Annotated in this window: 11 protein-coding genes and 4 pseudogenes; 9 read left to right on the top strand and 6 right to left on the bottom strand. The window is 62.1% G+C overall.

The genetic code is table 11. The features are described 5' to 3' along the window. Nucleotides 1-38 precede the first annotated feature (38 nt). Nucleotides 39-1,136, top strand: a complete 1,098-nt coding sequence (locus ACFULT_RS23015) for an alcohol dehydrogenase catalytic domain-containing protein (RefSeq protein WP_378482677.1) — start codon at nucleotides 39-41, stop codon at nucleotides 1,134-1,136. 500 nt (nucleotides 1,137-1,636) lie between these two features. Here the strand turns inward: ACFULT_RS23015 and istB are convergent, their stop codons facing one another. Both istB and istA read right to left on the bottom strand, forming a co-directional pair. Then, the gene (gene istB / locus ACFULT_RS23010; RefSeq protein ID WP_378482630.1) at nucleotides 1,637-2,446 is read right to left on the bottom strand and encodes an IS21-like element helper ATPase IstB; all 810 of its coding nucleotides are present in this window, start codon (nucleotides 2,444-2,446) and stop codon (nucleotides 1,637-1,639) included. Further along, nucleotides 2,443-3,961: pseudogene (istA, locus tag ACFULT_RS23005) on the bottom strand (IS21 family transposase). The gene istB and the pseudogene istA overlap by 4 nt, the downstream one beginning before the upstream one ends. 461 nt (nucleotides 3,962-4,422) lie before the next feature. Here istA and ACFULT_RS23000 point away from each other — a divergent pair. After that, nucleotides 4,423-4,638 (top strand): hypothetical protein, encoded by a 216-nt coding sequence (locus ACFULT_RS23000; RefSeq protein ID WP_378482629.1) that lies wholly within the window; start codon nucleotides 4,423-4,425, stop codon nucleotides 4,636-4,638. Nucleotides 4,639-4,645: 7 nt separating this feature from the next. Here the strand turns inward: ACFULT_RS23000 and ACFULT_RS22995 are convergent, their stop codons facing one another. Beyond that, nucleotides 4,646-5,488: an IclR family transcriptional regulator gene (locus ACFULT_RS22995; protein ID WP_378482628.1), complete on the bottom strand. Its 843-nt coding sequence runs from the start codon at nucleotides 5,486-5,488 to the stop codon at nucleotides 4,646-4,648. A 135-nt stretch (nucleotides 5,489-5,623) separates the two neighbouring features. Between ACFULT_RS22995 and ACFULT_RS22990 the strand changes: the two genes are divergently transcribed. Together ACFULT_RS22990 and ACFULT_RS22985 are read left to right on the top strand one after the other, a co-directional pair. After that, on the top strand, nucleotides 5,624-6,754 hold the full coding sequence (locus ACFULT_RS22990; RefSeq protein ID WP_378482627.1) for an alcohol dehydrogenase catalytic domain-containing protein: 1,131 nt from the start codon (nucleotides 5,624-5,626) through the stop codon (nucleotides 6,752-6,754). Next, nucleotides 6,751-7,368: a cysteine hydrolase family protein gene (locus tag ACFULT_RS22985; RefSeq protein WP_378482626.1), complete on the top strand. Its 618-nt coding sequence runs from the start codon at nucleotides 6,751-6,753 to the stop codon at nucleotides 7,366-7,368. The genes ACFULT_RS22990 and ACFULT_RS22985 overlap by 4 nt, the downstream gene beginning before the upstream one ends. Before the next feature lie 488 nt (nucleotides 7,369-7,856). Here ACFULT_RS22985 and ACFULT_RS22980 read toward each other — a convergent pair whose 3' ends face one another. Next, nucleotides 7,857-9,044, bottom strand: a complete 1,188-nt coding sequence (locus tag ACFULT_RS22980) for an ROK family protein (protein ID WP_378482625.1) — start codon at nucleotides 9,042-9,044, stop codon at nucleotides 7,857-7,859. A 131-nt stretch (nucleotides 9,045-9,175) separates the two neighbouring features. Here ACFULT_RS22980 and ACFULT_RS22975 point away from each other — a divergent pair. The 3 genes and pseudogenes from ACFULT_RS22975 to ACFULT_RS22965 form a co-directional block, all read left to right on the top strand. Beyond that, a pseudogene (locus tag ACFULT_RS22975) lies at nucleotides 9,176-9,696 on the top strand (dihydroxy-acid dehydratase); the annotation flags it as partial. A 1-nt stretch (nucleotide 9,697) separates the two neighbouring features. Beyond that, a pseudogene (locus tag ACFULT_RS22970) lies at nucleotides 9,698-9,940 on the top strand (keto-deoxy-phosphogluconate aldolase); the annotation flags it as partial. 17 nt (nucleotides 9,941-9,957) lie between these two features. Then, nucleotides 9,958-10,281, top strand: a complete 324-nt coding sequence (locus ACFULT_RS22965; protein ID WP_378482676.1) for a WhiB family transcriptional regulator — start codon at nucleotides 9,958-9,960, stop codon at nucleotides 10,279-10,281. Nucleotides 10,282-10,444: 163 nt separating this feature from the next. On the opposite strand, the pseudogene ACFULT_RS22960 reads toward ACFULT_RS22965, so the two are convergent. Both ACFULT_RS22960 and ACFULT_RS22955 read right to left on the bottom strand, forming a co-directional pair. Continuing rightward, nucleotides 10,445-11,462, bottom strand: a pseudogene (locus tag ACFULT_RS22960) (NAD(P)-dependent alcohol dehydrogenase); the annotation flags it as partial. A gap of 5 nt (nucleotides 11,463-11,467) precedes the next feature. Continuing rightward, nucleotides 11,468-11,728, bottom strand: a complete 261-nt coding sequence (locus ACFULT_RS22955) for a hypothetical protein (RefSeq protein ID WP_378482624.1) — start codon at nucleotides 11,726-11,728, stop codon at nucleotides 11,468-11,470. 218 nt (nucleotides 11,729-11,946) lie between these two features. Here ACFULT_RS22955 and ACFULT_RS22950 point away from each other — a divergent pair, with 218 nt between their 5' ends. Both ACFULT_RS22950 and ACFULT_RS22945 read left to right on the top strand, forming a co-directional pair. Then, nucleotides 11,947-12,777, top strand: a complete 831-nt coding sequence (locus ACFULT_RS22950) for an SDR family NAD(P)-dependent oxidoreductase (RefSeq protein ID WP_378482623.1) — start codon at nucleotides 11,947-11,949, stop codon at nucleotides 12,775-12,777. 56 nt (nucleotides 12,778-12,833) lie between these two features. After that, complete coding sequence (locus ACFULT_RS22945; RefSeq protein WP_378482622.1) at nucleotides 12,834-13,835, top strand: ABC transporter permease; 1,002 nt, start codon at nucleotides 12,834-12,836, stop codon at nucleotides 13,833-13,835. Nucleotides 13,836-13,841 lie beyond the last annotated feature (6 nt).

The following is a 13,841-nucleotide window of genomic DNA, read 5'->3' as shown; positions in this document are numbered from 1 at the left end:
TCAGTTCTTGTCACCAACAGGAGACGCACGTGTCCACGATGTCAGCAGCACGGCTGCACAAGTCCAACGATCCGTTCCAGGTGGACCAGATCGACATTCCCGAGCCGACGGGCTCGGACGTTCTGGTTCGAGTCCGTGCCTGCGGGATCGTGCCAAATCTGAAGAACGTACTCGCTGCTGCAGATTTTCTTCCCGAACTCGCTTTCCCCGAGTATCCGGCCATTTACGGACTGGACCCAGCCGGTGAGATCGCGGCAGTGGGCCCCGATGTCTTGGAAATGAGCCCAGGACAACGCGTCTACGTCAATCCTGGTCGATCGTGCGGCAGTTGTAAGCAATGCCGCAACTCCCACCCTCAGAGGTGCAAGTCCTACGGTCTCGGCGGGTACCACGGCTTCACACCGGAGGCAGCACGCCCCTTCCGGCGGTATCCGTGGGGCGGTTTTGCCGAGTACATGATTGCTCCCGCCAGCGCCATGGTTGTGCTCCCAGACAACGTGTCGTACGAAGAGGCCGCAAGATTCGGCTATCTCGGAACCTCCTACGGCGCACTCGCGCGGGCAGAGGCCGGCCCGACGACCTCGGTGCTGATCAACGGGGCGACGGGCACTCTCGGAGTGGGCGCAATTTTGCTCGCTTTGGCCATGGGAGTACCGAAAATCCTTGCCGTTGCGCGCAATGAGGACACGTTGGCCAGCCTCAAAGCGCTGGCACCCTCCCGCATCGTGACCCACTCAAACAACGACGGGCCGTGCACTGATTGGGCCAAGAAAGAGACCGACGGGGACGGTCCGGACATCGTCATCGAAGCACTGGGACCGGGATCGCCGCCAGAAGCCACCACACATGCTCTCAAGTCTTTGGCTCGAGGCGGCCGACTCGCCATGATCGGAGGCGGATTCGACGCACTGCCCATCGAACCGCCGTGGTTCATGGTCAACCAGATCAGCTACCTGGGATGCCTGTGGTTCACCACCGCCCAAGGGGGCGAGATCGCACAGATGGCTGCGGCTGGGACGCTGGATCTATCCCCCCTGACGCACGAAGCGTTCACTCTGGATCAAGTCGACAAAGCCATCGAAGCAGCCTGCAACCGAGAACGCGGAGGACTCAGCAATATCGTCATCACCCCGTGAAAGACCCTGGCTTCAAGCGTGGTCGTCATCAGAGGGGCCAGGAACAAAAGGGACCGGGCGAACCTCAGTAATCGAGTGTGCTGTCAAGGCCGGCGTGGTTGAACCAATCGGCCACCCCATCGTGCGAACTCGACATCGTCGATGGTCTTCATCGGGCGGTTCAGGAACGGGCTCCGCTTCGACACCGTCTCGGTCTTGAGCAACCCAAGTACGCACTACCCAACGCAGTATCACACGCATCCCCGACTTTTCCGATCGATGCCGCAGTATCCGGCGGATTCATCGCAACGTGCCTGATCCTTGAGTGATGATCGAACCAGGTTTAACCAGACGATTCACCACCCACGGGGCAAAGGGTTTTCTATGGACGACCACCGTGATGAGCAGCAGCGCTGACAGGTCGGGCGGTGATGAGATATCCAGGCCTGTCAATGGCCAAGTCGATGTCCCCGCTGGTGGCCAGGTGAAAGTCCCCGGTCCGTGTTGATGTTTCCGGTTTTTCAGGGGCGGTCCTTTCGGTGTTGTGCGTCTTTCATGCGGTAGGACTCGCCGTCGGTGACGACGATGGTGGCGTGGTGGAGCAATCGGTCGAGGATCGAGGCGGCGGTGGTGTGCTCGGGCAGGAACCGGCCCCATTGCTCGAACGGCCAGTGCGATCCGATCGCCAACGAGCGGCGTTCGTAAGCTCCGGCGACGAGACGGAACAGCAATTGCGTGCCGGTGTCGTCGAGCGGGGCGAAGCCCATTTCGTCGATGATGATCAGGTCGACTCGCAGCAGTGATTCGATGATCTTGCCGACGGTATTGTCGGCCAAGCCGCGATACAGGGTTTCGACGAGGTCAGCGGCGGTGAAGTAGCGGACCTTGTGGCCGGCGTGGACGGCGGCGACACCGAGTCCGATCAAGGTGTGCGATTTGCCTGTCCCGGCAGGTCCGATCATCGCCAGGTTCGACTGTGATCGAACCCATTCCAGGCTGGAGAGGTAGTCGAACACCTTCGGCTGGATCGATGACGCGGCGACGTCGAAGGACTCCAACGTTTTGGTCACCGGGAACGCCGCTGCTTTGAGTCGGTTGACGATGTTGGAGGCATCGCGTGCTGCGAGTTCGGACTCGATCAGCGTCCGCAGCACTTCTTCCGGGGTCCAGCGTTGTGTTTTCGCGGTGATCAGCACCTCCGGTGCGGTGCGGCGGATCGCAGCCAGTTTCAGGCGCCGCAGTCCGGCGTCGAGATCGGCTGCGAGATCGGGAACATGCTGGGGTGCAGCAGTCTTCGGAGGCTTCGCCACTGTGGTGGTGGTGTCGGTCATGACGGCACCTGCGTATCGGCGGCAGGCGGCCGGATGGCGTAGGCATCGAGTGAGCGTGTCGGTGCGGTCGGTAGGTCCAGGATCAACGCGTCCCCGGCAGGCCTGGGCTGCGGCGCTCCGGCACCGGCAGCGAGGATCGATCGGACGTCCGCGGCCCGAAATCGGCGGAAGGCCACCGCCCGGGTCAACGCTGCCACCAACTGCGCGGTGCCATGTGCCGCACCGAGTGCCAGCAGGATTTCGAGTTCGGATCCGAGTCTGGTGTTGCCGATCGCGGCGGCACCGACGAGGAATGCTTCTGCTTCGGGTCCGAGTTCGCAGAACTGTTGCTCGACAGTGGTTCTCGGCCTGGGACCGCGATGGGGTGCGGGGCGGGCACCGCCGTAATGCTCGTCGAGGACCGACGCGGTCCCCGGCTGGCCCAGGTCGTGTTCGGCGACGATCTCACCGGTGGCCGGCTCGACAACCACCAACCGCCCCTCGGTCTGGACGAGGGTGACGGTCGCGCCGATCAACCGGATGGGCACGGAGTAGCGCGCGGACGTGAACCGCACGCAGGACAAGCGATCGACTTTGCGGGTCACCGGCGGTGGACCGATCTCCAGTCGCAGCGATGGCAACGGCGACAACAACTCTCGCTCTTCGTCGAGTTTGTTGTTCGGGATCGCGCATATCTCCGAATGGATGCGGGCGTTGACTTCCGTGCACCAGAGTTTCGCGGCGACGTTGGCGGTATGGACGTCGACGGTGGTGCCGGCGATGGCTGCTTCGGTGAGCACCGGGACAGCGAGATCGCGTTGGGCGTAGCCGACGAGGTTTTCCACCACTCCTTTCGATTGTGGGTCGCCTCCGTGGCAGAAGTCCGGTGCGAACCCGTAATGAGCAGCGAAGCGGACGTAGTCCGGGGTGGGGATGACGACGTTCTCGGGCGACTCCGCCTTTGAGGCATGCCATGCGGTCGGCGAGGACTTTGCGCGGGACACCTCCAACAGTGGCGAGTGCTTCGGCGATCAATGCCATTGTGGTGGTCGCCTTCTCGTCGGTGCCGAATGCAGCGAACCGCCACCGCGAGTACGCCATGACAGCGCAGAACAGGTGCAGACCGCCCACGGTGGCCCAGTCGATGATCAGGTAGTCACCCGGTGCCCATACCGCGGGCCGGCGGCCGCGGTGATGGACGGTGCGCCAGCGTTGCTTCTCCTCGGCCACCAGGCGGCGGAAGTTGCGGTCCGAACCGGTGTAGCCGGCCTTGCGGGCGATCGGCAGGATTCGTTTCGCGGAGATTCTGCCCTGAGATTTGTCGACCCGTTCGGCTACCAGGTCGGTGACGGCGGCGTAGTTGCGTTCACGCTCGGCCCGCTGCGGTGGTGATTGGCCGGCCTGGTCGGCTTCGAACTTGTCGATGGTGCGTTTGACGGTCTTGTGGGTGGTGCCGACGAGTTCGGCGGCTCCTCGGTACGACCCGACTTCGCGGTAAGCGGAAATGATGTCCATGCGTTCCTTCGCAGACCGCAATGGAACTCCCCGGGCGGTGCGGTGTGTGGTTGGCACCTTCACCGTCACCGCTCGGGCCAGAAGTTCCTGATCGACACGACGAACACGGGGTTGGGACTTTTAGTTGGCCACCAAGTGGGGACCTCGACCTGGCCACCAGTGGGTACTTTTTACTTTTTCATTTCCACGGACACAGGCCGATCTCTGGTGCGTCGAAAACCTCGAACGCGCCTTCTGGCTGCAGATTGCGTCGAGGTTGACCAGTGAGAACGCGCGATTGCCTGCGGCGTGTCGGAACCGGGCCGGATCGAGATGGTTCCGCGATGCTGGCGGAATGCCACCGATTGGATCGTCCCCGCCATCGAATCGCTAGCTGTCCTTCACCGAGAGGGAGGACATCGCTGTGGTGTTGGGCGTGAGGGGTTAAGGCATGCGCGTGATCGCGGACAGGATCGGTCGATCCGCCCTCGTAGGCTAAGCCGATGTCGAGCGGCGGCCCGGCCCCCATACATCAGCGAATGCTGTGCAGCTACCTCACAACCGAGGGTGCCGATCTGCTCCGGCGAAGCGAGCAGGAACCGGACCGCATGGAAGAACGCATGCTCTCCGGTCTGACCTCCTTGCAAATCTCGGGACTGCGAGAGGTCATGTCGCAGCGCGTACACAACCTCTCCAGCGCAGGCGCCTCGTACTCCTGATGGGTGGTCAGCAGCTCTGATCGGTCTGTGTGAGAGAACTTTTCAGCATCCGCGGCAAGACCGGACTAATAGGATGGCGAGCGCCGCGATCGGCCAACGCACGGGTGATGCCCTGGGCGGCGGAGCGGGTGAGAGCAATCACTTCGTTCATATCGCGCCGACCGGTTGATCCGAGCGCTGACACTGCAGCAATCGTCAGGCCCCCGACGCCGTCTCGGGCGGTGACCAGAGCCGCGCACGACGTCGACCCTGCGGTCAGCTCGTCGCGTGAGGTGGCGAATCCCGCGCGCCGAACGTGAGCGAGCTCGACGCGCAGATCACCTGCATCGACGATCGTGGCCGAGGTGTAGCCGAACAGTTCACTGCTCGCGATCCGGGCTTGAACAGACGGATCCGCGTTCGCCAGCAGTATTTTGCCGACAGCACTGGCATGCAACGGCAGCCGGCCGCCGGCGCGGCCGGCATCGGGTACGTCTTTGGTTCCAGAAATCCTTTCGATCAACAAGGCCTCATTTCTGTCCAAGACGGCGAACAAGACGTGTGCGCGCGTGAGATCCCACAGAGTCTGCAGGAAGGGCAGTGCAATCTCGCGCATCCCGTACGTTCCGCGCGAGCGGGCGGCGACCTCCCACAATCGCACACCAATGCCGTAGCGGCCATCGGCTCTTCGTTCGAGTCCGCCCCACCGCTCGAGTTCCTGGATCAGCCGGTGGGTCGTACTCGACGGTAGGCCCGTGGCGCGCGCAATGTCCGACATCGTCAGTTCGGTCTTCTCGCCCGCGAAGGCCTCGAGAATGGCCAGGGCCTTCTCGGTCACCGATCGACCGGCCGTCGAGTTTCCGCCCGCCACGTCGTCTCCTACCCCTCATCCGCAGTAACTTTCGTTGCCCACTGAGCGGGAACCTTGTGGCCCCAGTCACATAAGAGAGTCTTACATAGTTGGCGGACGATCAACACCCACCGCCTCACGAACAGGAGTGCTCACATGTCTGACACCATGCTCGCTGCCCGCATGCACGTCGTCGGAGAACCGATGGTGCTCGAGCAGGTTCCGCTACCGGAACCAGGACCGACGGATGTCCGAGTTGCGGTCCACGCCTGCAATATCGTCCCTAACCTCGCCAATATTCTGGCGAACTGGACCACATGGTTCCCGCAGAATCCGTTGCCCGCACTTCCCGCTATTTTCGGTCTCGACCCCGCAGGCGTCATCGATGCAGTCGGTAGTGATGTGCACGGATTTGCACCGGGCGACCGGGTATACGTCAATCCTGGACGCCACTGCGGAGACTGCCGATCGTGCCGACGCGGCGAACACATCAACTGCACCAGCTTCGCGTTCTCCGGTTACTTTGGATTCACGGCCAGTGCGTCGAGTATGCTTGACCGCTATCCCTACGGTGGGCTCGCCGAGTACACGCTCGCCCCGCAGTACGCACTCGTGAAATTGCCCGACTCCGTCGGATTCGACGTCGCTGCCCGCTTCGGCTACCTCGGAACCGCATATGCCGCCCTGCGTAAAGCGCACGTCGGCACCGACACCACCGTCCTGATCAATGGAATCAGCGGAACACTCGGACTTGGCGTTGCCCTCTACGCCCTCGCCATGGGGGCCACGAGCATCCTTGGAACGGGCCGCGACCGAGCACTGCTCCAACGAGTGAAAGCGCTTGCACCGAAACGAATCGATGTCTTTTCCTCCCATGATGGAGACATCGACACCTGGGTCAAGAACACAGTACCCGGCGGTATCGACGTCTTCATCGACGCTCTAGGCCCGGGCGCACCCCACGCTCCGTTTCAACAGGGTCTGCGCTCGATCCGCCGCGGCGGGTGCGCGGTCAATGTCGGAGCAACCTCGGGCGATGTCCCCATCGACGTACACCACTTCATGGACCAACAGATCCGATTGCTCGGATCATGCTGGTTCACCGCCGGCGAAGGCCAAGACATGGCGGCGATGGCAGAAGCAGGCCTGGTCGACCTGTCAATTTTCGAGAACGTCACCTTTCCGCTTGAGAAAGTCAACGACGCGATCACCGGTATAGAGAATCGCCACGGCGGTTTCAGCAACTTCGTCATTACGCCCACCGATGCAGGGGAATCCCACTCATGAGCACACCACCCCTCGTCCTCAACCCCGCGAGGACGGCGCTGATCAACGTGCATTGGCAGAACGACATCGTCACCCACGAGGGCGCGTTCGCTACCTTCTTCGCCGATCAGGTCGACAAACACGGCGTCATCGACGCCGCCAGGCGGTTGGTCAACGATTTCCGGGCCGTTGGCTCGCTCGTGGTGTGGAGCCGCGCAGCCTTCCAGCCGGGCTACCCGGAACTGATCCTTAACACCGGTTTGAACAAAGCCATCAAACAGCTCGGCGCGCTCATTGACGGCTCGACAGGTGCCGACATCATCCCCGAGCTCACAGTACGAGCAGGAGAGCCCGTCGTCAGCCACCCTGGAACATCGGGATTCCCAGACACCGCGCTGGACTCGATCCTCCGTCGCCGCGAGATAGACACAGTTGTGTTTACCGGCGTTTCCACCAACGTGACAGTGGAAGGCACTGCAAGAGACGCAGTCAACTTGGGCTACCACGTGGTTCTCGTGTCAGATGCGTGCACTGCCGACACCGACGCTGCACACGAAGCAACCTTGTCGACATTCGGCCTGCTCGGGCAGGCGTCGACTGCTGCAGAAATAGCCGTGGCCCTCTCCCAAACGTAGTCGCGACGCGGCAAACCGGTGGCCCGGACTGGGATGGCGCGGAAACTGGCCAAGACACTGTCTGATCCACCCGTTACCGGCAGGAAACAGCGCACACCAACGGGGTTGATGAGCCGGTGCACGACCAGCTTTGTTGCGCGGGAACCGAACCGAGAGTACGCAACTGCACCATGCTCGTCGGCCCTTCGAATGGGCGCACCCGCTGACGCCGCGCCACACCAACACCAGGGCCAGGTGTCCTCACTGCTCGCACCTCCGATAGGCCCACAACAACTTCTGTTTGGGTCCGAACAAGAAACCCAGCCAAGGCAACGCGGCCAATCACCCAAACGGCCGCGGGGGCGAGGGTTAGGTGAAAACGATGCTTACTACTGTTGGCGCGACACAGACGGGAACACCCTTATACGAGGTAGGCGCTATCCCGAGGTTCATAGCCGTCGACTCCGTGTCGACAAGGGTTTTTCGTCGGTTTCTGTCGCTCACAACTTCTATCCAAGAGCGTGGTCGACGGCTCGGGCGCTGAGCACCTGATCCAGCACCAGTGCGGCGCTACCGATGACTCCGGAGAGGTCGCCGTGGGTGGTGGACTGGATGGTGAGGGCCTTGGTGGCCAGTGCGGTGGCGTTGCCGTAGACGGTTTCACGCAGTCCGGCGACGAAGATGTCGTAGGCGTTCGCCATGTCGCCGCCGATGATGAGTACCTCGGGGTTGAGCAGGTTCACGGCCCCGGCCAGGGTTTCGCCGATGTGACGACCGCTGTCGCGGATGAGTCTGCGTGCCTCGGGGTCGCCGCTCACCGCGAGGTCGACGACGCCGCGGACGTGGCCGACTTCGCGGCCATGTTCGTTGAGTGCGCGCACCAAAGCCCAGCCGCCTGCGATGGCTTCGAGGCAGCCGCTGTCGCCGCATCGGCAGGCGACACCTGCTGCAGCTGCGGTCTTGGTGTGGCCGAATTCTCCTGCAGCCCCGAGTGATCCGCGTTGCCGCGCGCCGCCTGCCACGATCCCTGCGCCGAGACCCGTCGAGGCCTTGACCAACAGGGCGTTCTGGAAGCGATCTCTGTTGTCGCGACGTTCGGCGAGGACCATCGCGTTGGCGTCGTTGTCGAGAAACACCGGAGCCGACGTCGTATCGGCGAAGAACGGGGCCAGCGGGACTCCGTCCCAGCCGTGCATGATCGGCGAGTCCAGGCTGCACCCTCGGTCGGCGTCGGCGGTGCCGGGGATGGACAACCCGACCCCGAGGATTCGGTGGCCGGTTCGGTGCGATTCGTCGAGAAGTGCCTGCAGTCGCTTGGTGATCTGCGGCATCAGTTCGTCCGGGCCGACGGCGATCTCCTGGTCGACGGTGTCGCTCGCGAGCAACTCGCCGCCGAGGGTGAAGACGCCTAGCTGGGAGCGGCTGCGTCCGATCGCGGCGGCGAGCACGACTCCGGCGTCGATGTCGAAGGACAGTCTTGCCGGGGGCCTGCCGCCGGTCGAGTGCGTGTCCTCGGTTTCGATAACCAGCCCGAGGCCGGTGAGTGCGGCGACGCGGGAGGCGACGGCCGACCGCGACAGGCCGGTGATCCGGCCGAGTTCGGCCCGAGTGTCTGCTTCTCCGTCGCGGACCAGAGCGAAAACCTCGCCTGCCGTGGCAGGTGGAGCGCTCGGGTGCGGCATCGACATAGACGCCATTCAACCAACTTACAACTTTCACAGCAACAACCTAAGAAAGGCCTCTTACAACTTTTAAAAGCATAAGTTGGTTTGCCAATCGACCTAAGTGGACTTAAGGTGAGCTTTTAGAGACCGAACATCGGAGATTTATGGACACGCTTCATCCGGTCCTGCTTCAGGTCACGTACCGCACGCAGATCGCAGCCAGTCCGACCGCACCAAATATCTCGCTCGAGTCGCCGCTGCCGGGGAGCGGGGCCCGGCCCGTGGCCGACTCGCCTGCGCCAACATCGCCCACGGGTTCGCGGCCTCCGGCAAGGCCGACAGGCAAGCGCTGCGCGGCATGGTCAAGCCCAACATCGCGGTCGTCTCGGCGTACAACGACATGCTCTCGGCGCACAAGCCGTTCGAGAACTACCCCGCCGTGCTGAAGAAGTCCGTCATCGATGCCGGTGGCATCGCGCAGTTCGCCGGGGGAGTGCCCGCGATGTGCGACGGCATCACTCAAGGCCGCGACGGGATGCAACTCTCGCTCTTCAGCCGTGACATCATCGCCATGTCGACGGCAATTGCGTTGTCCCACGATATGTTCGACGCCACCCTACTGATACTCAGGGTGTGCGACAAGATCGTCCCCAAGATGCTCATCGGTGCACTGAGTTTCGGCCACCGAGCTCAAGTTCTTCCCCGCCGACGCGTCGGGCGGCGCGAATTTCCTCAAGTCCATTCATTCGCCAATCCTGGCCGCACGCTTCTGCCCGACGGGTGGAATCTCGACCTCCAATGCATCGACCTACCTGGCGTTGCCGAACGTCGGATGCGTCGGGGGATCGTGGCTCACTCCGGCCGCGGCTGTCGCAGAACAAAATTGGGATGTCATCGCCGACCTTGCGGCAACCGCCGCGACGTTATAGACAAGAGGGAGTGTTACATGAGGGTAAGGAACGCGCCGACCAAAACGGTGTGGTTACCTTCGCCAGTCGCCGAGAAGTGGGAATGGCAACTGGAAGGCCGTTGCCGCGGGACGGACTCCAGTGCGTTCTTCCATCCGCCGGATGAACGCGGACATGCGCACGCCAACCGGGAAATGGTGGCAAAACAGATTTGCTCATCCTGCGGGGTTGTCGACCAATGTCGACGCTATGCGTTGGCTGCGCGTGAACCGTTCGGTGTGTGGGGCGGTCTGTCAGAATCGGAACGGGCCAAGATATATCGGCAAGCGGGTGATGTATCGCATAGCAGTGCTGGTCGATGAGTTGGCGCGTGCGGAGCCTCATCCAAGCCTTCAGCGAAATTAGCGCAGATGTCCAGAAGTGCATCCACAGTGTCACCGTTGAAAAGTAAAGCCGCTCTGCCCCTTTCGTGCCGATTTTTACGCACCTGACGGACTCCCACCCAGTCGGTACTATCCGGTTTCCGGGTACGAGAATCGCGCGACCACGAACCCGGACGTTGTCGAGGTCGTCGATGGCGCTCTGGAAGTCGTCCAACGAGTAGGTCTGCGTGTGCAAGTTGACGGCGCGCCTCGGGCGGCAAGCGACATCAAATCGCACAGGTCGTTGTAGGACCCGACGAGATTGCCGACGGTGTTCTTCTCCGCCGACACCAGGTCGATCGTCGGCACGTCGACGTTCTCGCCGTACCCGATGACGTGATAGTCGCCAGCCCGCCTGGGTAACGCCAATCCTTCTGCTGTCGAACCGTTCTCGCCGACGGAATCGAGCACCACCTCCGCGCCGAAGCCGCCGGTGAGTTCCATGACCTGATCGACCTGACTGCCGTCTGCGACCACCGCGTGATCGGCCCCAACATGAGCGCGAGCTTCACGGTATTGGCATTTCTGTCGATTACGATCAACTCGGCGGGCGACAGTGCCTCAAGCACCTGAATGCCCATGTGGCCGAGTCCGCCCGCACCGATGACGACGCACTTGTCGCGGGGAGTGAGCCGTCGGGCCGATTTGGCTGCCGCGTGGTACGCCGTCAGACCGGCGTCGGCAAGTGCTGCCACCGCGGACGGTTCGAGTGAATCGTCGATCTTCACGACCGTCCTGGCGTTCGTCCGCAGATAGATACCCGCCGTTGGTATCTATACCAGGGAACTCGCCTGTCTCGCAATGTAGGTCGTCACCGGACCGGCACACACAGCATAGTCCGCACGTGACCAACAGATGCAGGATCACCTTGTCGCCCTCGCGAACGTTGGTGTGGCCGATCCTACCGCGTGCCCCCATCCGGCGTTCTCGTGCCAGATAGTGAACGGTAGCGTGACACTTGACTTTTCGGCCCGCTGGCCTTCGAGGATGTGCAGATCGGTGCGGCACACGCCTGCCCCGCCGATCTTCACGATCACGTCGAGAGGGCCTCGAACCTCGGGAATCGGCACCTCGGTCATCTCCAGATTCTTGTGGTACCCGACCACCTGGACGGCGCGCATCGTACTCATCGTGACTGCTCCTGTGGTGTGCTCTGCTGGACGGTGAGGGTGGCGAGGGGGATGAACGCGCCTTCCTGGCGGGGGACTCGCTGTTCCTCCGCGCCGGGGTAGCGCGTCTGCAGCAATCCGCGGCAGAAGTGCGCGTTGCCGTCGATCGAGACACGGGTGGCGCGGGCTCGCCGCATCACCATCGTCAGATCACCGGTGTGCGGTCGACCCGAGTGATCGACCAGGGCCGGTGCGGCGGGATCGACCCGCAGGCCCAACCCTCACAACGGCGAAGCAAGGCCGTCGTTGCACCGGTGTCGGGTAGGTCGCCGAAGGTCACCGCTGCGAGATCGGTCGAAGGGCACGGACAACTCTGTGCGTCCCGTTACGTCGTATGTGACCTGTTTCACAACAAAGTGGGACAGCATCTTGACTTTCCGTGTCCGCTGTCACACACTGTGATTACACAATCGTACATGCATAAATATGCACTGTCATGATCGGAGTAGCTTCGATGCCCGGTAAAGCTGTCTCGGCGGATCTCTACCGAGGCCATTTCACGAACAAGTACGTAGCCGTCACGGGCGCTGCTCGCGGAATCGGTCTGGCCATTGCGAGGGCGTTTGCAGAATCAGGTGCGACCGTGTGTCTCATCGATCGCGACGATTACGTGCAGTTCGCGTCCGACGATCTGAAAGCCGACGGGTTGGACGTATGCGCGCTCCAGGCCGATGTCACCGACGAGATTCAAATGGTTCGGTTGTTCGAGGAGCTGGGAACGTCGTGGGGCAAGCTTGATGTCCTGGTCAACAACGCTGGAGTAATTGCGATCAGCGATCTAGCGGATACTAGTGTCGCCGATTTCAAGCGAGTACTCGACGTCAACACGACCGCCATGTTCCTCGGTATTCGAGAGGCCGCGCCGCTGCTTCGGGCAGCAGGTGGCGGATCCATTCTCAATGCCGCCAGCGGACAGGCACGTCAGGGCTTTATCTACACACCGTCGTACGCCGCCAGCAAGTTTGGAGTCCTTGGCCTCACTCAATCTCTGGCCAAAGAGCTCGCCATGGACAAGATTCGAGTCAATGCCTACTGCCCGGGCATCGTCGCGACCGAGATGTGGGAGTACAACGACCGCGAGTGGGGCAGCCGGCTGGGCAACTACAAGCCCGGCGAGCTAATCGCTGAATGGATCGACAACATTCCGCTCGGCCGCCCGGCCAGCGAGTCCGACGTCTCGAACCTCATTCTTTTCCTCGCCTCCTCCGCCGCGGAATACATCACCGGCCAAGCCGTCAACATCGACGGCGGAATGTTCATGAACTGATTTCAAGATTCACTCGATCATCCTGTGGCACAACATCACAACAATCGGAGAGACCAATGACCAGTGCGACTGCAACACCTCCGGTGGCGGGCGAAACACCACCGACCATCAGAGAGCGGACCGGTAAAGCATTCGCGGGCTCGGGCGGAGCCTTCGTCGGGCTCGTTATCCTCGTGATCGCACTGTCCGTCACGGCCCCGAACTTCCTCAGCACAAGAAATTTTACGAACATCATCGATCAGGTCACCGTTCTGGGGATTCTGGCGCTGGGCGCGACATTCGTGATCATCGTCGGCGGCATCGACCTGTCGGTCGGTTCGATCTTGGCCCTGAGCGGAATCACGATGGGTTGGCTTTATCAAAATGCGGGTGTGCCACTGCCGCTGGCCATGGTCATCGCAGTCCTGGTCGGCGGAGTCGCCGGACTGATCAATGGCCTGGGCGTGACGATCTTTCGACTACCTGCATTCATCGCGACTCTAGCGATGATGTCCATCGCGCGCGGCCTGGCCAACCTAATCACGGACGGACAGCAGATCGTCGGCTACCCCCAATGGTTCTATGAACTCTCCACCAACCGCTACTTCGGTTTCCTCAGCATTACTGTTGCACTGCTTTTGCTTCTGTTCGTCGCGGGCTGGGCATTTCTGCGCTACCGCCGTGCGGGTCGTTCGCTGTATGCGATCGGAGGGGGACAGGAGGTTGCTCGACTCGCGGGAATCAATGTCCGGCGCACCACCACCTCGGTCTATGTCGTCGCTGGTCTGTTGGCCGGAGTTGGTGCCATAGTGCTCTCCTCTCGACTTGACGCATCGGCACCGAGTGCTGCCACCGGCTACGAGCTCGATGTAATCGCTGCAGTGGTCATCGGCGGGGCAAGCTTGATGGGTGGGGCAGGACGAGTCACAGGCACCATCATTGGCGTTCTGATCATCGGAGTTCTGCGTAACGGCCTTAACCTCCTCGGAGTCTCACCCTTCATTCAGCAAATCGTGATCGGCCTCGTCATTGCCGTCGCGGTGGGTTCGGATGTCCTGCGACGTAAGAGCAACCGATGAACCCTC

Origin of the sequence: Rhodococcus sp. NPDC057297 (assembly GCF_042667435.1) — a bacterium.
Taxonomy (GTDB): domain Bacteria; phylum Actinomycetota; class Actinomycetes; order Mycobacteriales; family Mycobacteriaceae; genus Rhodococcoides.
This window is presented reverse-complemented; position numbering and strand designations above follow the sequence as displayed.